The organism is Agarivorans sp. Z349TD_8 (assembly GCF_050870825.2).
GTDB lineage: Bacteria > Pseudomonadota > Gammaproteobacteria > Enterobacterales > Celerinatantimonadaceae > Agarivorans.
Genome location: NZ_CP194037.2, coordinates 3,206,999 through 3,222,173 on the forward strand (window position 1 = coordinate 3,206,999; position 15,175 = coordinate 3,222,173).

Below are 15,175 nucleotides of genomic sequence, written 5' to 3' on the forward strand. Positions count from 1 at the left end.
CTTTCTTAACACTGAATGTTGATATGTTTAAAGCTTTTCGCCTAGCCACTGTTTCACTTGTGCCAGCGCATTTGCTATACCATCGGGATTATTACCACCAGCTTGTGCCATATCAGGTCGACCGCCGCCTTTACCGCCAACGCATTGGGCTGCAATATTAACCATTTCACCCGCTTTAACACGGCTTGTTAAATCTTTAGTGACGCCAGCAATTAGACTGACTTTACCGTCGCTTACCGTGCCCAAGAGTACCACGCCACTTTCCAATTTAACTTTCAACTCGTCTACGATGCTGCGCAAGGCTTTGCCTTCAACACCATCGAGGAAGGCAATTAATACTTTCACACCGTTAATCGTTTGTACTTGATCTGCCACATCGTTACTGGCGACACTGGCCAATTTGTCTTTCAATTGGGAGATTTCTTTTTCCAACATCTTGTTTCGGTCAACCAGCTGCATCACTTTTTCACCGATGGTGAATTGATCACCTTTGACCAAGTTAGCTGCCGTTTGAACTTCTTCGGTTAATCGATGGATCAGATCAATCGCAAATTGCCCGGTAACGGCTTCGATACGACGGACGCCAGCTGCAATCCCTGATTCGCTAGTCACTTTGAAAAAGCCAATATCACCAGTATGATTTACATGGGTACCACCACAAAGCTCTGTAGAGAAGTCACCCATGCTCACCACCCGCACGTCATCATCATATTTTTCACCAAATAGCGCCATTGCACCGGCTTGTTTGGCTTCTTCCAAGTTCATCACCTTGGTGAGTACTGGTAGGTTACGGCGAATTTGTTGATTGACTAAATGTTCGATCTGACTAATCGACTTCATCGAAATCGCTTCAAAATGAGAGAAATCAAAGCGTAAACGTTGCGCTTCAACTAACGAACCTTTTTGCGATACATGCTCGCCAAGTGTTTGTCGTAAAGCTGCATGTAATAAATGAGTCACCGAGTGATTAAGTGCCGTGTTCCAGCGGCGACGTGAATCTACTTTGGCCCTTAGTTGCTGCTGGGCAAGACTAGCCCCTTGAACATATCCCTTATGTAGAAAGGCTTTTCCTAACTTAATGGTGTCTTCAACGACAAAGCTACCGCCGTCAAATTGAAGCTCACCAGCATCCCCAGCCTGACCGCCAGATTCAGCATAAAATGGCGTTTTATCAAGCACTAAAATGCCATGATCACCATTCTCTAACACCGACTGTTCCTCACCTTCTTTAAACATTGCAACAATGTTTACCTCGGCTTCTAGATGTTGATAACCTAAAAACTCGGTTTCGGCGTTAATTTGCAGATTATCGTTGTAGTCCGTATCGAAATGACTCGCTTTTTTAGCGCGTTCTCGTTGCGCTTGCATTGCTGCGGTAAACTCAGCCTCATCGACACTAAGCTCACGCTCTCGAGCGATATCGGCAGTTAAGTCCGCAGGGAATCCATAGGTATCATAGAGTTTAAAAACTAACTCACCCGGGATAACGGAGCCCTCTAAGCCCTGAAGCGCCTCATCTAAAATCATTAAGCCGCGATCTAAAGTCTTAGCAAATTGCTCTTCTTCTTGACGTAAGACTCGCTCAATAACAGGCTGCTGCTTGGCCAATTCTGGGTATGCATCCCCCATTTCGGTAATTAAGGCCGCTAACAGTTGATAAAAGAAACCTTCTTGCGCACCAAGCTTATTCCCGTGACGCACAGCTCGACGAATAATTCGACGCAATACATAGCCGCGGCCTTCATTAGCGGGCATAACACCGTCGGCAATCAAGAACCCACATGCTCGAATATGATCAGCAATGACCCGTAACGATTTATTTTCTAAATCATTGGTACCGATGATTTTTGCAGCTGCTGCAATCAAGTTTTGGAAAATATCAATTTCGTAGTTGGAGTGGACCCCTTGTAAAATCGCAGAGATCCGCTCAAGGCCCATGCCGGTATCAACGGATGGGTTTGGTAAAGGCTCCATATGCCCGTTAGCTTGGCGGTTAAACTGCATGAATACGACGTTCCATATCTCGATGAAACGATCTCCATCTTCTTCAGGGGATCCCGGAGGGCCACCCCAAATATGCTCGCCATGATCATAGAAAATTTCGGTACAAGGACCACAGGGTCCTGTGTCACCCATTTGCCAAAAGTTATCAGACTCAAACTTTTTCTCTGGTGACTTGTCACCAATACGAATAATCCGATCTTGTGGTACACCGATTTTATCGGCCCATATATTAAAAGCTTCATCATCCGAGTGATAAACCGTCACCAACAACTTTTCTTTAGGTAACTTAACCACTTCGGTTAAAAACTCCCATGCGTAAGCAATTGCATCTTCTTTGAAGTAATCACCAAAACTGAAGTTGCCTAGCATTTCGAAAAAAGTGTGGTGACGTGCAGTATAGCCAACATTTTCTAAATCATTGTGCTTACCGCCCGCCCGAACACAACGCTGTGAGGTTGTCGCTCGGGTATAACTACGCTTGTCAATTCCGAGAAATACATCTTTAAATTGATTCATACCCGCGTTAGTAAATAGTAAGGTTGGGTCGTCATGTGGCACTAACGAACCACTTGCCACAACTTGGTGATTTTTGCTGTTAAAGAAGCTTAAAAACGCTTCTCTTACTTCAGCTGAAGTCATCTTCATGAAACTCTTTCCTGGGGGTTTGTAGCAACTCGACTTAGTGGTAAAGCTAGTATTACTCGTCGACAAGCGCTGAAAAAAATGAAACTCAAATTAATCGCGACAATATAGCACGCAGACCTTTATAGGCAAAGTGTTCGACACTTATTGCTGCTGCTCGCTAAACAAAAGATTGATCAGTTCAAAATCGAAGCCACGACGATATAGGTAAGCGCTGCATTTTTGCTGTAAAAGTCGTTCGGAGGGGAAGCCTTGACTGAATTTACGTGCAAACAGCTGCTGAAGGGCTTGATACCAATCCCATTCAGGAAGCGCTAACACTTCTGTGACAATCGCCTTATCGATTCCTTTACTGAGCAAGTATTGATAGAGGTAATTACGTCCATAACCTTTAGCAAGGCGGGAGCGAGTTAATTGCATCGCATAATTAATATCATCCAACCAAGCATTCTGCTCAGCATAGTCAATGGCGTCAGCGATATCCGAGGGTGAATAACCCTTTTGTTGCAGTTTTTGCGATAATTGACGGCGACTATAGGCGCGTCGAGAAAGTAAATTGATGGCTGAGTTTAAAGCGCTACGCTGGTTCATCATTAATAAAAAGGAGCCTTACGGCTCCTCTAGATTGGCTTACGCTTCGCTATCGACTGGCAAGTCTTCAACGTTTACCGGCTCTTCCGCAACCACGGGATTAAGAAGGTTATTACGAATGGTCAATTCAATTTCTTGAGCGATTTCTGGATGCTCTTTTAAGTAATTTGAGGCATTCGCCTTACCTTGACCAATTTTTTTACCTTTATAAGAGAACCAAGCACCAGCTTTATCAACTAGTTTTTCAGCCACTCCAAGGTCAATTAATTCACCGTAGCGATTAAAACCTTCACCATACAAAATCTGAAACTCGGCCTGCTTGAACGGAGCCGCTATTTTATTTTTAACAACTTTAACGCGCGTTTCGTTACCAACAATTTCATCACCGCTTTTCACTGCACCGATACGACGAATATCTAAACGAACCGAAGCATAAAACTTCAAGGCATTACCACCCGAAGTGGTTTCAGGGTTACCAAACATCACGCCAATCTTCATCCGGATTTGGTTGATAAAGATACACATACAGTTGGTTTGTTTCAAAGTACCCGTTAACTTACGTAAAGCTTGAGACATTAAGCGTGCTTGCAAGCCAACGTGGCTATCACCCATATCGCCTTCAATTTCGGCTTTTGGTGTCAGTGCGGCCACTGAGTCAATCACTATCATATCAACCGCGCCAGAACGGGCCAACATATCAGTGATTTCTAAGGCTTGCTCACCCGTATCAGGTTGAGAGATAAGTAGCTCATCAACATCGACGCCTAACTTTTTAGCATAGATAGGATCCAGAGCATGCTCAGCATCGACAAAAGCACAAACCTTACCGGCTTTTTGCGCCTGCGCAATGGCTTCTAGTGTTAAGGTTGTTTTACCAGAACTTTCAGGGCCATAGATCTCAATCACCCGGCCCATAGGTAAGCCACCAGCGCCTAAAGCGATATCCAAAGATAACGAACCGGTAGAAACCGTTTCAATATCCATAGTACGGTTATCGCCAAGTTTCATAATTGAACCTTTGCCAAATTGTTTTTCAATTTGACCTAAGGCCGCAGCCAGTGCCTTTTGTTTATTTTGATCCATATCGCCCTCATCAGGTGCTTTAAACAATCTTATTGTCCAGTAGTATACTGTTTATTCATACAGCATCAAGTTTATTCCACTATAAATTAGTAAAAGAGTTTTGCCTAATCCAGCCACAACTTTTATCCTTGCAGCTTCATTTAGCCAGTTCACTATGCAGTTCGATGACCGAAATGACCGATATCAATCTAGAAAAACATACACCGATGATGCGCCAATACCTTAGCTTAAAGGCACAGCACCCCGAAATTTTACTATTTTATCGGATGGGTGACTTCTATGAATTGTTCTATGAAGATGCCAAGCGTGCTTCTGAATTGATGGATATTTCCTTAACCAAACGAGGACAATCTGCGGGCAACCCAATACCAATGGCCGGGATCCCCTATCATGCCGTAGAAACGTACTTATCCCGTCTGGTGCAACTCGGTGAATCGGTCGCGATATGCGAACAGATCGGCGACCCGGCAACCAGTAAAGGTCCAGTAGAACGTAAAGTGGTTCGCATCATCACACCAGGCACAGTCAGCGATGAGGCTTTATTAGAAGAAAAGCAAGAAAACCTATTGGTAAGCGTTGTAAATCAACAGCTGCAGATTGGACTCGCCTATTTAGATATTGCCAGCGGCCGGTTTGTGATTAATCAATTCAGCGGTGAACAACAGCTTCAAGCTGAGTTGCAAAGACTTAAGCCCTCTGAGCTACTATACCCCGATAACTTTGAGTTTGTAGAGATCTTACAAGCGAATAAAGGCCTACGTCGGCGCGGAGAGTGGGAGTACGATCTTGCCAGCGCACAAAAAATATTAAACCTACAATTTGGTACCCGTCACCTAGATGGTTTTGGCGTTAGTGAATACCCATTAGCGATAGCTGCCGCAGGTTGCTTAATGCAATATGTTCAAGATACACAACGCACCGCCTTACCGCATATCAATACGATCATCATCGAAAAGCAAAATCAATTTATTCAACTCGATGCTGCTAGTCGTAAGAACCTTGAACTCACCCGTAATTTGTCTGGCGGGCAAGAGCACACCCTCAGCGCAGTATTAGACCGCAGCGCAACCGCAATGGGGAGTCGGCTGCTAAATCGTTGGCTGCATCAGCCCTTAAGAGATCAGGCTCAAGTCCGTGTGCGTCAAGATTGCATCGCCGAATTAATCCAAGCAGATTTATACGGACAACTACAAACTCAGCTCAAAGCAATTGGAGATATTGAGCGAATTTTAGCGCGTTTGGCGCTGCGCTCAGCGAGGCCTCGAGATCTGGCCAGACTTCGCAATGCATTTAATATCTTGCCCGAATTACAAAGCAACTTACAACAAACTGTCGCTTTAGCACCATTGGCTAAAGACATTGCTGATTTTCCAGAACTACTGGAACTATTACAGCGAGCGCTGATCGATAATCCGCCAGTGTTAATTCGTGACGGTGGGGTAATAGCCGCAGGCTATAATCAGGAGCTTGATGAATGGCGAGATCTAAGTGACGGCGCCAATGACTACCTTCGTCAAATTGAACAACGAGAGCGAGAGCAAACCGGGATTGCCAACTTAAAAATCGGTTATAACCGAGTACACGGCTTCTATATTGAAGTCAGTCGCCTATATGCAGACCAAGTACCGGAGCACTATATTCGTCGTCAAACTTTGAAGAATATGGAGCGTTACATTATTGCCGAACTCAAAGAGCATGAAGAAAAAGTACTCTCCAGCCAAGGCAAAGCACTTGCTCTTGAAAAACAATTATATGACCAATTATTAGATCTACTGCTACCAAAAATCAGTGAATTACAGCGTAGTGCCCAAGCTTTGGCACAGTTGGATGTTCTTAGCTGCCTCGCTGAACGCGCCGAGTATTTAAACTACGTTCGCCCTAGTTTTGTCCAACAAGCTTGTATCAACATTCAAGGTGGGCGCCATCCAGTCGTTGAACAAGTTAACGAAACGCCATTTATTGCTAATCCCGTCCAACTTAATCCGCAACGTAAATTATTGATTGTGACTGGCCCTAACATGGGCGGGAAATCAACCTATATGCGACAAACCGCACTGATTAGTTTAATGGCCTATATTGGTAGCTATGTACCCGCGGATAGTGTCGAAATCGGCCCTATAGACCGAATTTTCACTCGAATTGGCGCATCTGATGACTTAGCGAGTGGGCGTTCTACATTTATGGTTGAAATGACCGAAACCGCTAATATTTTACACAATGCGACCCCCCATAGTCTGGTCCTCATGGATGAGATTGGTCGCGGAACTAGCACTTATGATGGAATGTCCTTAGCATGGGCTGTTGCCGAACAACTCGCCAACATAAGCTCTTTAACTTTATTCGCGACCCATTACTTCGAACTCACTCAATTACCGAAGCTCATCGACGCAGTCGCCAATGTTCACTTAGACGCTGTAGAGCATCATGACACCATTGCATTCATGCATCAGGTTCAAGAAGGTGCAGCCAGCAAAAGCTTTGGTTTACAAGTTGCTGCCTTGGCAGGGATCCCCCAATCGGTGATCTCAAAGGCCAAAATAAAGCTAACACAACTGGAAGCATCAGTGCCACACGATAGTCCGGCTCAGCCACAAGACCAAGCATTTGAACAGCAACTGAACATTGAGCTTCCCCTCCCCCAACAACATCCAGTCATTGAGCAACTTAAAATGCTAGATCCCAATGAACTGTCACCACGAGCGGCCCTAGACTTGCTCTTTATGCTCAAGCAACAAACGAGTCACTAATCTTTAGTGCTCAAATAAAACTCAATCAAAAAAGGAAGCCGAAGCTTCCTTTTTTATTCAAACGATAAAATATTAGACTTTAAATAAAGCGTCTATAGACAAATTTTGTAATGACAAAATATCCCGTAAACGACGCAATGCCTCCACCTGAATTTGTCGAACCCGTTCCCGGGTAAGGCCAATTTCGCGTCCTACATCTTCTAAAGTCGATGCTTCATAGCCGAGTAAGCCAAAACGGCGCGCCAATACTTCACGCTGTTTACTATTCAGTTCACCTAACCAGCCAACAATGCTATTTTTCATATCATCGTCTTGGGTTCGATGCTCTGGACCGTGATCATTTTCATCAGAAATGATATCGAGCAAGGCTTTATCGTTATCTCCGCCAATTGGTGTATCCACAGAGCTAATACGTTCGTTCAAACGCAGCATCTTAGTCACATCTTCAACGGGACGGTCGAGAGTCTCGGCAATTTCTTCTGCGGTTGGTTCATGATCTAAACGATGAGCTAACTCACGTGCTGTACGTAAATAAACATTCAGTTCTTTTACCACGTGAATCGGCAAACGAATGGTACGAGTTTGATTCATGATGGCACGTTCAATGGTTTGACGGATCCACCAAGTTGCGTAAGTCGAGAAACGAAACCCGCGTTCCGGATCAAACTTTTCTACCGCTCGAATCAATCCCAGATTACCCTCTTCAATCAAGTCTAATAACGCTAAACCACGGTTATTATAACGGCGAGCAATTTTAACCACTAAACGTAAGTTACTTTCGATCATTCGTTTACGAGCGGCCTCATCACCACGCAGCGCTCGTCGTGCGTATAAAACTTCTTCCTCTGCAGTTAATAGTGGAGAGAAACCAATTTCACCAAGATAGAGCTGAGTCGCATCTAAACTCTTGGAGACATCGGCTTGCATGATGTCATCTTTTTCAGCGGTACGTTCAACCTTAGTATTACCTGTCGTTGAAACACTTTTTAGTTTTACAGCAGTTTTTGCTTGAGTCATAGCATAGCCTCCCTGAACAGACCTGATTGCTAATTATTATTGTGTGCAATCTAGGCTAGAGTGTCGGTAGAAACCTTGTTGGATCGACCGACTTTCCTTTGAAACGGATCTCAAAATGTAATCGCGTATCAGTTGTCCCTGTATCCCCCATATCAGCGATATGTTGTCCTACTACTACTTGCTGTTTTTCCTTCACTCTTAAACGACTGTTATGTGCATAAGCACTTAAGTAATCGTCATCGTGTTTTATAATTATAAGTTTTCCATAACCTCTTAACGCGCTCCCTGCATAAACCACTTTGCCTGACGCTGACGCTACTACTTTCTGACCTTGCTTGCCACCAATATCGAGTCCCTTATTACCATTGGCTTTAGTTGAGAAGCCTTTGATAATTCTACCCTTTGTAGGCCAAACCCAGCCTTTAGCAGCTTTCGTTGGAGCCTTGGTTACACGCTTGGTCGAGTTTTTAGCGTATGCCTTTGTTGACGTTGATTCAAGTTTTTTTGACGATTCATTAACATATTTGACTTGCGCTTGCGCTGTTTTATGCTTGCTTGGTTTAGCCTTACCGGACTTAACTCCGTTAGATTTCAATTTAATAGTTTGACCTACAAAGATTGTATACGGAGCTGAGATATTGTTTCTTTTTGCTAAAACTTTGGGGTCAAGCCCAGCTCGCCATGCAATGGAGTAAAGAGTCTCTCCTTGCTTAACGGTATAGCGAGTAGAATTTAAGACCCCATGATTATCAGCATTGTAAATTCCAGCATCACTCACTGGCGCTGGCGCGCCCTCTCGACTACAGCCAAATAACAGGCTAAGCGAAATGAAGAAAATGAGATACTGCAATGTTTTCATCTAATTAACGTAATAGTAAATAGGCAACCACTGCTAACACAATAACCAACCAACCCAATAATTCAACGTATTTCCGCAGTTGTTCTTCCATTCTCTTGCCGCCCCACTTCATCAGCCCGGCCACCAAATAGAAGCGCATCCCACGGCCAATGAATGAAATAAGTAAGAATGGAACGAAAGCCATATTCAATATACCAGCTGTTAAAGTAAATACTTTATAGGGGATTGGCGTAAAACTAGCGACAAACACCACCAATACTCCCCAATGCTCAAACCAACGAAAAGCAACCTCCATTTTATCTTGGTAACCGACTGACTTCACCAACGGAGCGACCAGTGGTTCATAGAAAAACTGCCCTAAGCCGTAACCCAAAGCGGCTCCGAGTACTGAAAAGATAGTGGCCAATAAGGCAAAGCGCCAAGCCCTGTATGGTTGCGACAATGCCATCGGTGCTAACATCACATCCACCGGGATTGGCCAGAAAACTGATTCGATAAAGCTCATGCTACAAAGATAGCGAACTGCATGTTTATGCTCTGACCACAACATCACTCGGTCATATAAATGACTAAATATCTTCACGCTAATTCACCATTCACAAGAGGGACAAAACGTACTGGCTCTAAACAGCGCTCGCTGTAACCCTGTACCTGTTTTTCGATCAACAATAAAGTTTGCTGTTGCTGTTGCGCGCCAACTGGAATAATCATCCGCCCACCAACATTTAACTGCTCCACCAGTGCTTGTGGCACCTCGGTTGCTGCGGCCGTCACCAGAATCGCATCAAAAGGCCCCTTACTTGCCCACCCCAGCCAGCCATCACCATGCTTTGTCGCTACATTATGTAAATCGAGTAGTTTGAGACGACGCTTAGCTTGAAACTGTAAAGTTTTGATCCGTTCTACCGAATAAACTTGCTCAACCAGAGCCGCTAATACCGCGGTTTGATAGCCCGAGCCGGTCCCGATTTCCAATACTTTTTTCGGCTTTGCTTCTAGCAACAACTCGGTCATTTTCGCCACGATGTAAGGCTGAGATAAAGTTTGCCCTTGACCAATTGGTAAAGCGGTATTGTCCCAAGCTTGATGAGCTAAAGCTTCATCGATAAAATACTGACGAGGGAGTTTGGCGATGGCGCTAAGTACCTCGCGATTACTAATGCCGTGTTGGCGCAGTTGATTCACTAACTTCAAACTATGAGGGCTTTCGCCAAATTGCATTACAGTGCCTCCCAATCCTTGATCCACATATCGAGTGAGTCCAAATATGCGTGTGCCGTCATGTCGATGGTAAGTGGGGTTATCGATACATAGCCTGCCGCAATGGCGGCAAAGTCGGTTCCCTCACCAGCATCCTGCATGGCTCCCGGAGGACCTAACCAATATATATCGTGCCCTCGCGGATCTTGTTGTTTAACCATCATTTCTGCACGGTGACGACTTCCTAAACGAGTTACTTTTATGCCCTTTATTTGACTTAAAGGCAAATCAGGAACATTAACATTTAAAATTTGATTACTGGGTAAACTCTGTTGACGGAGTTGTTTGACCAATTTCAAGCTGATTGCTGCAGCGCTCTCATAGTGCTTTCCTTCGCTACCAACCAATGAGACCGCAATGGCAGGCAAACCTAAATTGCGACCTTCCATGGCTGCCGCGACAGTCCCCGAATACAATACATCATCGCCCAGATTTGCACCTTCATTTATCCCTGATACCACGAGCTCAGGCAACTCATCAACCAGCTCATTGATCGCGAAGTGCACACAATCGGTCGGCGTTCCTTTTACCGAAATAATATTATTTTCCAGCTCAACGATCCGTAAAGGATTTTCTAAGGTCAATGAGTTACTAGCACCACTGCAATTTCGATCTGGGGCAACCATCATCACTGGAGCGATACTTTGTAAGGCCTCTGCTAAACAGTGGATCCCTGGAGCATATACACCATCATCATTACTCACTAATATGGTCATTATCATCGCCCTCGCAATTAACAATTTCTCGAAGAATACTTGTAGCGTAATTCCCCGCCGTTAAAAAAAAGCTCAGAACTAAATCGTTACCTTCAGCATGATAATTAAATTCTTTAGGCCGTAATGCTATAGCGCGACGTTCCATTTTCAAGCCAGCTTCAGCCAAACCCGCCACAATGTCTGGGTAGGCGGCAAGCACCGCACTTTCAAATGCCAAAGCCTTATCTAAAGATACCAGCTCCCCTTTGCCAACCATGGGCGCCGATAACTCTATTTCCCCTTGCTGAAAACGCTCTACGATGCTTGACTCTGCTTGCTCAGCCACAAAATAAGCATTGCTCGTAGCAAACTTCATCACATCGCCATCGAGTATTTGATTAAATAACTGCTGCTCAATGCGTTGGCTAATCGCATGATTAAACACTAAACTGCGCGCCGCTGATAAATACATACTGCGTTTTTCACGGTTTTTAATCCGTTTGCCTGTAAACATCGCCAAAGCATTATCAATATTCCCTGCTCCCCGGCCGAAGCGCTGTGAGCCAAAATAATTTGGAACGCCCATCTTTGAGACTAACTTAGCCCGGGCCATAGCTTGCTCGATGTCGGAAACATCACGCAGACGGATCACAAAGTTATTCCCCGACAAAGCCCCCCGTTTCAGCTTACGATTATGACGAGCAATCGCGATAACTTTCACGCCCGAGCCCAAATCTTCGGCCAACTCAATATTGGATTTTCCAGGCAATTGGATACTAAACCATTGACGGGTAACCGCATGACGGTCCTTTAAACCCGCGTAGCTCACGTCTTTAGGGCTTACTTGGCAAGCTTCCGCGAGCATCTTGGCAACCCAAGCGGTGTTCTCTCCTGTTTTTTCGATTTGAACCAACATGTGCTCGCCATCACCGCTAAATTCAAACGGCAGCACCTCATCAACCCGAAAATCGACGGCTTGTTGCTTTAACAAACCAGTGCCAGTAGGTTGGCCATGCAGAAAATTAAACTCAGAGATAACTTGTGAATAATTGCTCACTTAACAAGCCTCCAATAACACAACTGCATGACTAGAAATCCCTTCTTTTCGCCCTTCAAAACCGAGCTTTTCAGTAGTGGTGGCTTTTACATTCACGCGGTCAATATCCACATTTAGATCCTCGGCAATGTTTTGACGCATCATTTCAATGTGAGGCGCCATCTTAGGCGCTTGTGCAACAATTGTTAGGTCAAGATTACCGAGTTTATAAGCGCGCTGGCTCACCTCCGCCATCACTTGACGCAGTAAAATACGCGAGTCAATCCCTGCATAAGCGGGGTCATTATCGGGGAAATGATGGCCGATATCACCTAAGGCTAAAGCACCCAGTAATGCGTCGCAGAGAGCATGCAAAGCAACATCACCATCAGAGTGGGCGATAAAACCCTGTGGATAAGGAATGGCAACACCTGCAACCATCAATGGTCCTGGTCCACCAAATTTATGTACATCAAAGCCGTGCCCAATGCGGATACTCACGCGGTTTCCTCTTTATTAAGTTGTTGACTGACATACCACTCGGCTAACGCTAAATCTTCAGGGCAAGTCACTTTTATATTATCGCTTCGACCAACCACAATGCTCACCGGCTGACCCGCCCATTCCATGGCCGAAGCTTCATCAGTAATCTGCCCCCCAGCTTTTAAGGCTTGAGAGAGACATTGTTTTAATGGCGCGACTTGAAACATTTGTGGCGTTAATGCATGCCAAAGCTGCTCCCTGGAAACGGTATGCTCAACTTTACCTGAAGCGGCGCGTTTCATGGTATCGCGTACTGGAGTGGCTAAAATAGCGCCATCGGCGTGTAACTCTACGTGGCGAATTAACTTGCTAATATCTTGATGAGTAATACATGGCCGAGCGGCATCGTGTACCAAAACCCAAGCATTCTGATCGATAACCCCCAGCCCAGCCAATACCGAATCGGCTCTTTCTTCTCCACCAAACACCGTTAAAACCTTATCAGAAGCGGCTATAGCTAAGTGCTTAAACCATTGGTCCTCGGGGTGTAACACCACGACCACCCGCGCAATATCAGGGTGAGAAAGGAAAACACCAAGTGTGGTTTCTAAGATTGTTTGCTGACCAATCTTTAAGTATTGCTTGGGAATATCCGCCTGCATTCGCGAACCAATTCCCGCGGCAGGAAGCAATGCAATATATTGCTTCGATATAAAGTTCATTAATAGTAACTACTCAATGGCTGCGATTAGTTCCGTTCGGGGGAAGGAATGATTCGATAAAAGGTTTCACCTTGTTTTATCAGACCGAGTTCGTTTCGAGCGTGTTCCTCAACGGCATCTAAACCATTACGCAAATCCGCAATCTCCGCCTGCAATACAACGTTACGTTGGCTCAACTCCTGATTAGCGAGTAGCTGTTTCGAAACTTGTTCTCGCAAGCCGAAATAATCGTTAAGCGAATTTTTCCCAAACCATAGTTGGTACTGTAATAACATAACGAGCAGTATGAGCAGAATTTTAAACGAACGCATGATTCCTCCGTGAGCTAGATAATCCCATAAAGCCGATTGTTACTCCACTCTTAGTGCGTTGATTTAGCCAATTCAATGGCAAAAAAATCCCTAGTCGTAATTGCGACTAGGGATCCATGGAGGTTCGAGTCAAAGTTAATTTATAATTAAGCTTGAGCTTTAACTTCTTTAAGACCCTTAATATGGTGCTTTTGAAGCTAGTGCTTCTTCGATTCGTAGCAATTGCTTGCCCGTAGTTAACAAAGAGTAGCAACACGCTCAGAACGGCTCGCCGCTCTTCCACTTTAGCCTCGCCATCAACATTCATATAAAAAATCCCCGCCTAAGCGAGGATTTTATAATCAAAGTAGAATATTAGGCTTAACCGAAGTTAAGCCTTAATATTACTGACCTTTAACTTCTTTAAGACCATTGTAAGGTGCTTTTGAACCTAGTGCTTCTTCGATTCGTAGCAATTGGTTGTATTTAGCAACCCGATCAGAACGGCTCAATGAACCTGTTTTGATTTGGCCAGCAGCAGTACCAACCGCTAGATCAGCGATAGTTGCATCTTCAGTTTCGCCTGAACGGTGAGAGATAACGGCAGTGAAACCAGCATCTTTCGCCATTTTAATAGCAGCCAAAGTTTCGCTTAAAGAACCGATTTGGTTGAATTTAATCAGGATAGAGTTAGCAATACCATTGTCGATACCACGCTTAAGGATCTTAGTGTTAGTTACGAACAAATCGTCACCAACCAATTGGATTTTGTCGCCCAAAAGTTTAGTTTGGTGTGCAAAACCATCCCAATCAGACTCGTCAAGACCGTCTTCAATCGATACGATTGGGTACTGTTCAGTCAAATCTTTAAGGAAGAAGTTGAACTCTTCAGAAGTGAATTTTTTACCTTCGCCTTTAAGGTCGTAGATATTAGCTTCTTTGTCGTAGAACTCAGATGCAGCACAATCCATCGCTAGAGTGATGTCTTTACCTAGTTCGTAACCTGCATTTGCAACCGCAACTTTAATTGCTGCAAGTGCCGCTTCGTTTGAAGCCAAGTTAGGCGCAAAACCACCTTCATCACCAACTGCAGTTGAGTGACCATCAGCTTTAAGTACTTTAGCAAGGCTATGGAATACTTCAGCGCCCATACGTAGGCCTTCACGGAAGTTTGCAGCACCAACGGGTTGAATCATAAATTCTTGGATGTCTACGCTGTTATCTGCATGCTCACCACCATTGATGATGTTCATCATTGGAAGAGGCATAGAGTAAACACCAGGAGTACCATTTAAGTCAGCGATGTGAGCGTATAGTGGTACTTTTTTAGAAGCTGCTGCAGCTTTAGCAGCCGCTAAAGAAACCGCTAGAATAGCGTTTGCGCCAAACTTAGCTTTGTTTTCGGTGCCATCAAGATCGATCATGATTTGGTCAAGCTCAGCTTGAGCCAAAGCATCTTTACCAACTAATGCTTCAGCAATTGGGCCGTTTACAGCAGCAACAGCTTTTAATACACCTTTGCCTAAGTAACGAGCTTTATCGCCATCACGTAATTCTAGGGCTTCACGAGAACCAGTTGAAGCACCAGAAGGCGCAGCAGCCATACCGAAAGAACCATCAGCTAGATGAACTTCAGCTTCTACAGTAGGGTTACCGCGTGAATCCATGATTTCGCGACCAAGTACTTTTACGATATTAGACATTACTAATTTCCTCTATAAGTTAATAAACTACAAACTTTCTAAA

The 15,175-nt window shown here is 44.5% G+C and carries 14 protein-coding genes; 1 reads left to right on the forward strand and 13 read right to left on the reverse strand.

What is annotated here, in order from left to right; all coding sequences use genetic code 11:
• Positions 1 to 27 precede the first annotated feature (27 nt).
• From alaS to recA, 3 genes are all read right to left on the reverse strand, one after another.
• Positions 28 to 2,649: an alanine--tRNA ligase gene (gene alaS, locus ACRRS1_RS14410; RefSeq protein ID WP_432452491.1), complete on the reverse strand. Its 2,622-nt coding sequence runs from the start codon at positions 2,647 to 2,649 to the stop codon at positions 28 to 30.
• Between the two features lie 141 nt (positions 2,650 to 2,790).
• Entirely contained in the window at positions 2,791 to 3,240 is a 450-nt protein-coding gene (locus ACRRS1_RS14415; RefSeq protein WP_432452490.1) for a regulatory protein RecX, read from the reverse strand.
• Between the two features lie 36 nt (positions 3,241 to 3,276).
• Positions 3,277 to 4,320 carry a recombinase RecA gene (recA, locus tag ACRRS1_RS14420; RefSeq protein WP_432452489.1) on the reverse strand — a complete coding sequence of 348 codons (1,044 nt, stop codon included), beginning with the start codon at positions 4,318 to 4,320 and terminating at the stop codon, positions 3,277 to 3,279.
• 164 nt (positions 4,321 to 4,484) lie between these two features.
• On the opposite strand from recA, the gene mutS reads away from it, so the two are divergent.
• Positions 4,485 to 7,067: a DNA mismatch repair protein MutS gene (gene mutS, locus ACRRS1_RS14425; protein WP_432452488.1), complete on the forward strand. Its 2,583-nt coding sequence runs from the start codon at positions 4,485 to 4,487 to the stop codon at positions 7,065 to 7,067.
• Between the two features lie 72 nt (positions 7,068 to 7,139).
• Here mutS and rpoS read toward each other — a convergent pair whose 3' ends face one another.
• The 10 genes from rpoS to eno form a co-directional block, all read right to left on the reverse strand.
• On the reverse strand, positions 7,140 to 7,994 hold the full coding sequence (gene rpoS, locus ACRRS1_RS14430) for an RNA polymerase sigma factor RpoS (RefSeq protein ID WP_432456168.1): 855 nt from the start codon (positions 7,992 to 7,994) through the stop codon (positions 7,140 to 7,142).
• 145 nt (positions 7,995 to 8,139) lie between these two features.
• Entirely contained in the window at positions 8,140 to 8,943 is an 804-nt protein-coding gene (locus ACRRS1_RS14435; RefSeq protein WP_432452487.1) for a peptidoglycan DD-metalloendopeptidase family protein, read from the reverse strand.
• 4 nt (positions 8,944 to 8,947) lie between these two features.
• A complete protein-coding gene (locus ACRRS1_RS14440; RefSeq protein WP_432452486.1) occupies positions 8,948 to 9,526 on the reverse strand; it encodes a YqaA family protein in 579 nt (192 codons plus the stop codon).
• On the reverse strand, positions 9,523 to 10,164 hold the full coding sequence (locus ACRRS1_RS14445; RefSeq protein ID WP_432452485.1) for a protein-L-isoaspartate(D-aspartate) O-methyltransferase: 642 nt from the start codon (positions 10,162 to 10,164) through the stop codon (positions 9,523 to 9,525). The genes ACRRS1_RS14440 and ACRRS1_RS14445 overlap by 4 nt, the downstream gene beginning before the upstream one ends.
• Positions 10,164 to 10,922, reverse strand: coding sequence for a 5'/3'-nucleotidase SurE (gene surE, locus ACRRS1_RS14450; protein WP_432456167.1), 759 nt, complete (start codon positions 10,920 to 10,922; stop codon positions 10,164 to 10,166). Before surE ends, ACRRS1_RS14445 begins: the two co-directional genes overlap by 1 nt.
• Positions 10,900 to 11,955 (reverse strand): tRNA pseudouridine(13) synthase TruD, encoded by a 1,056-nt coding sequence (gene truD / locus ACRRS1_RS14455; protein WP_432452484.1) that lies wholly within the window; start codon positions 11,953 to 11,955, stop codon positions 10,900 to 10,902. Before truD ends, surE begins: the two co-directional genes overlap by 23 nt.
• Positions 11,956 to 12,435 carry a 2-C-methyl-D-erythritol 2,4-cyclodiphosphate synthase gene (ispF, locus tag ACRRS1_RS14460; protein WP_432463562.1) on the reverse strand — a complete coding sequence of 160 codons (480 nt, stop codon included), beginning with the start codon at positions 12,433 to 12,435 and terminating at the stop codon, positions 11,956 to 11,958. It lies immediately after the preceding gene.
• The gene (ispD, locus tag ACRRS1_RS14465) at positions 12,432 to 13,139 is read right to left on the reverse strand and encodes a 2-C-methyl-D-erythritol 4-phosphate cytidylyltransferase (RefSeq protein WP_432463563.1); all 708 of its coding nucleotides are present in this window, start codon (positions 13,137 to 13,139) and stop codon (positions 12,432 to 12,434) included. Before ispD ends, ispF begins: the two co-directional genes overlap by 4 nt.
• 26 nt (positions 13,140 to 13,165) lie before the next feature.
• On the reverse strand, positions 13,166 to 13,450 hold the full coding sequence (gene ftsB, locus ACRRS1_RS14470; RefSeq protein ID WP_432452482.1) for a cell division protein FtsB: 285 nt from the start codon (positions 13,448 to 13,450) through the stop codon (positions 13,166 to 13,168).
• 383 nt (positions 13,451 to 13,833) lie between these two features.
• Positions 13,834 to 15,132, reverse strand: a complete 1,299-nt coding sequence (gene eno / locus ACRRS1_RS14475) for a phosphopyruvate hydratase (RefSeq protein ID WP_432452481.1) — start codon at positions 15,130 to 15,132, stop codon at positions 13,834 to 13,836.
• Between the last annotated feature and the right edge of the window lie 43 nt (positions 15,133 to 15,175).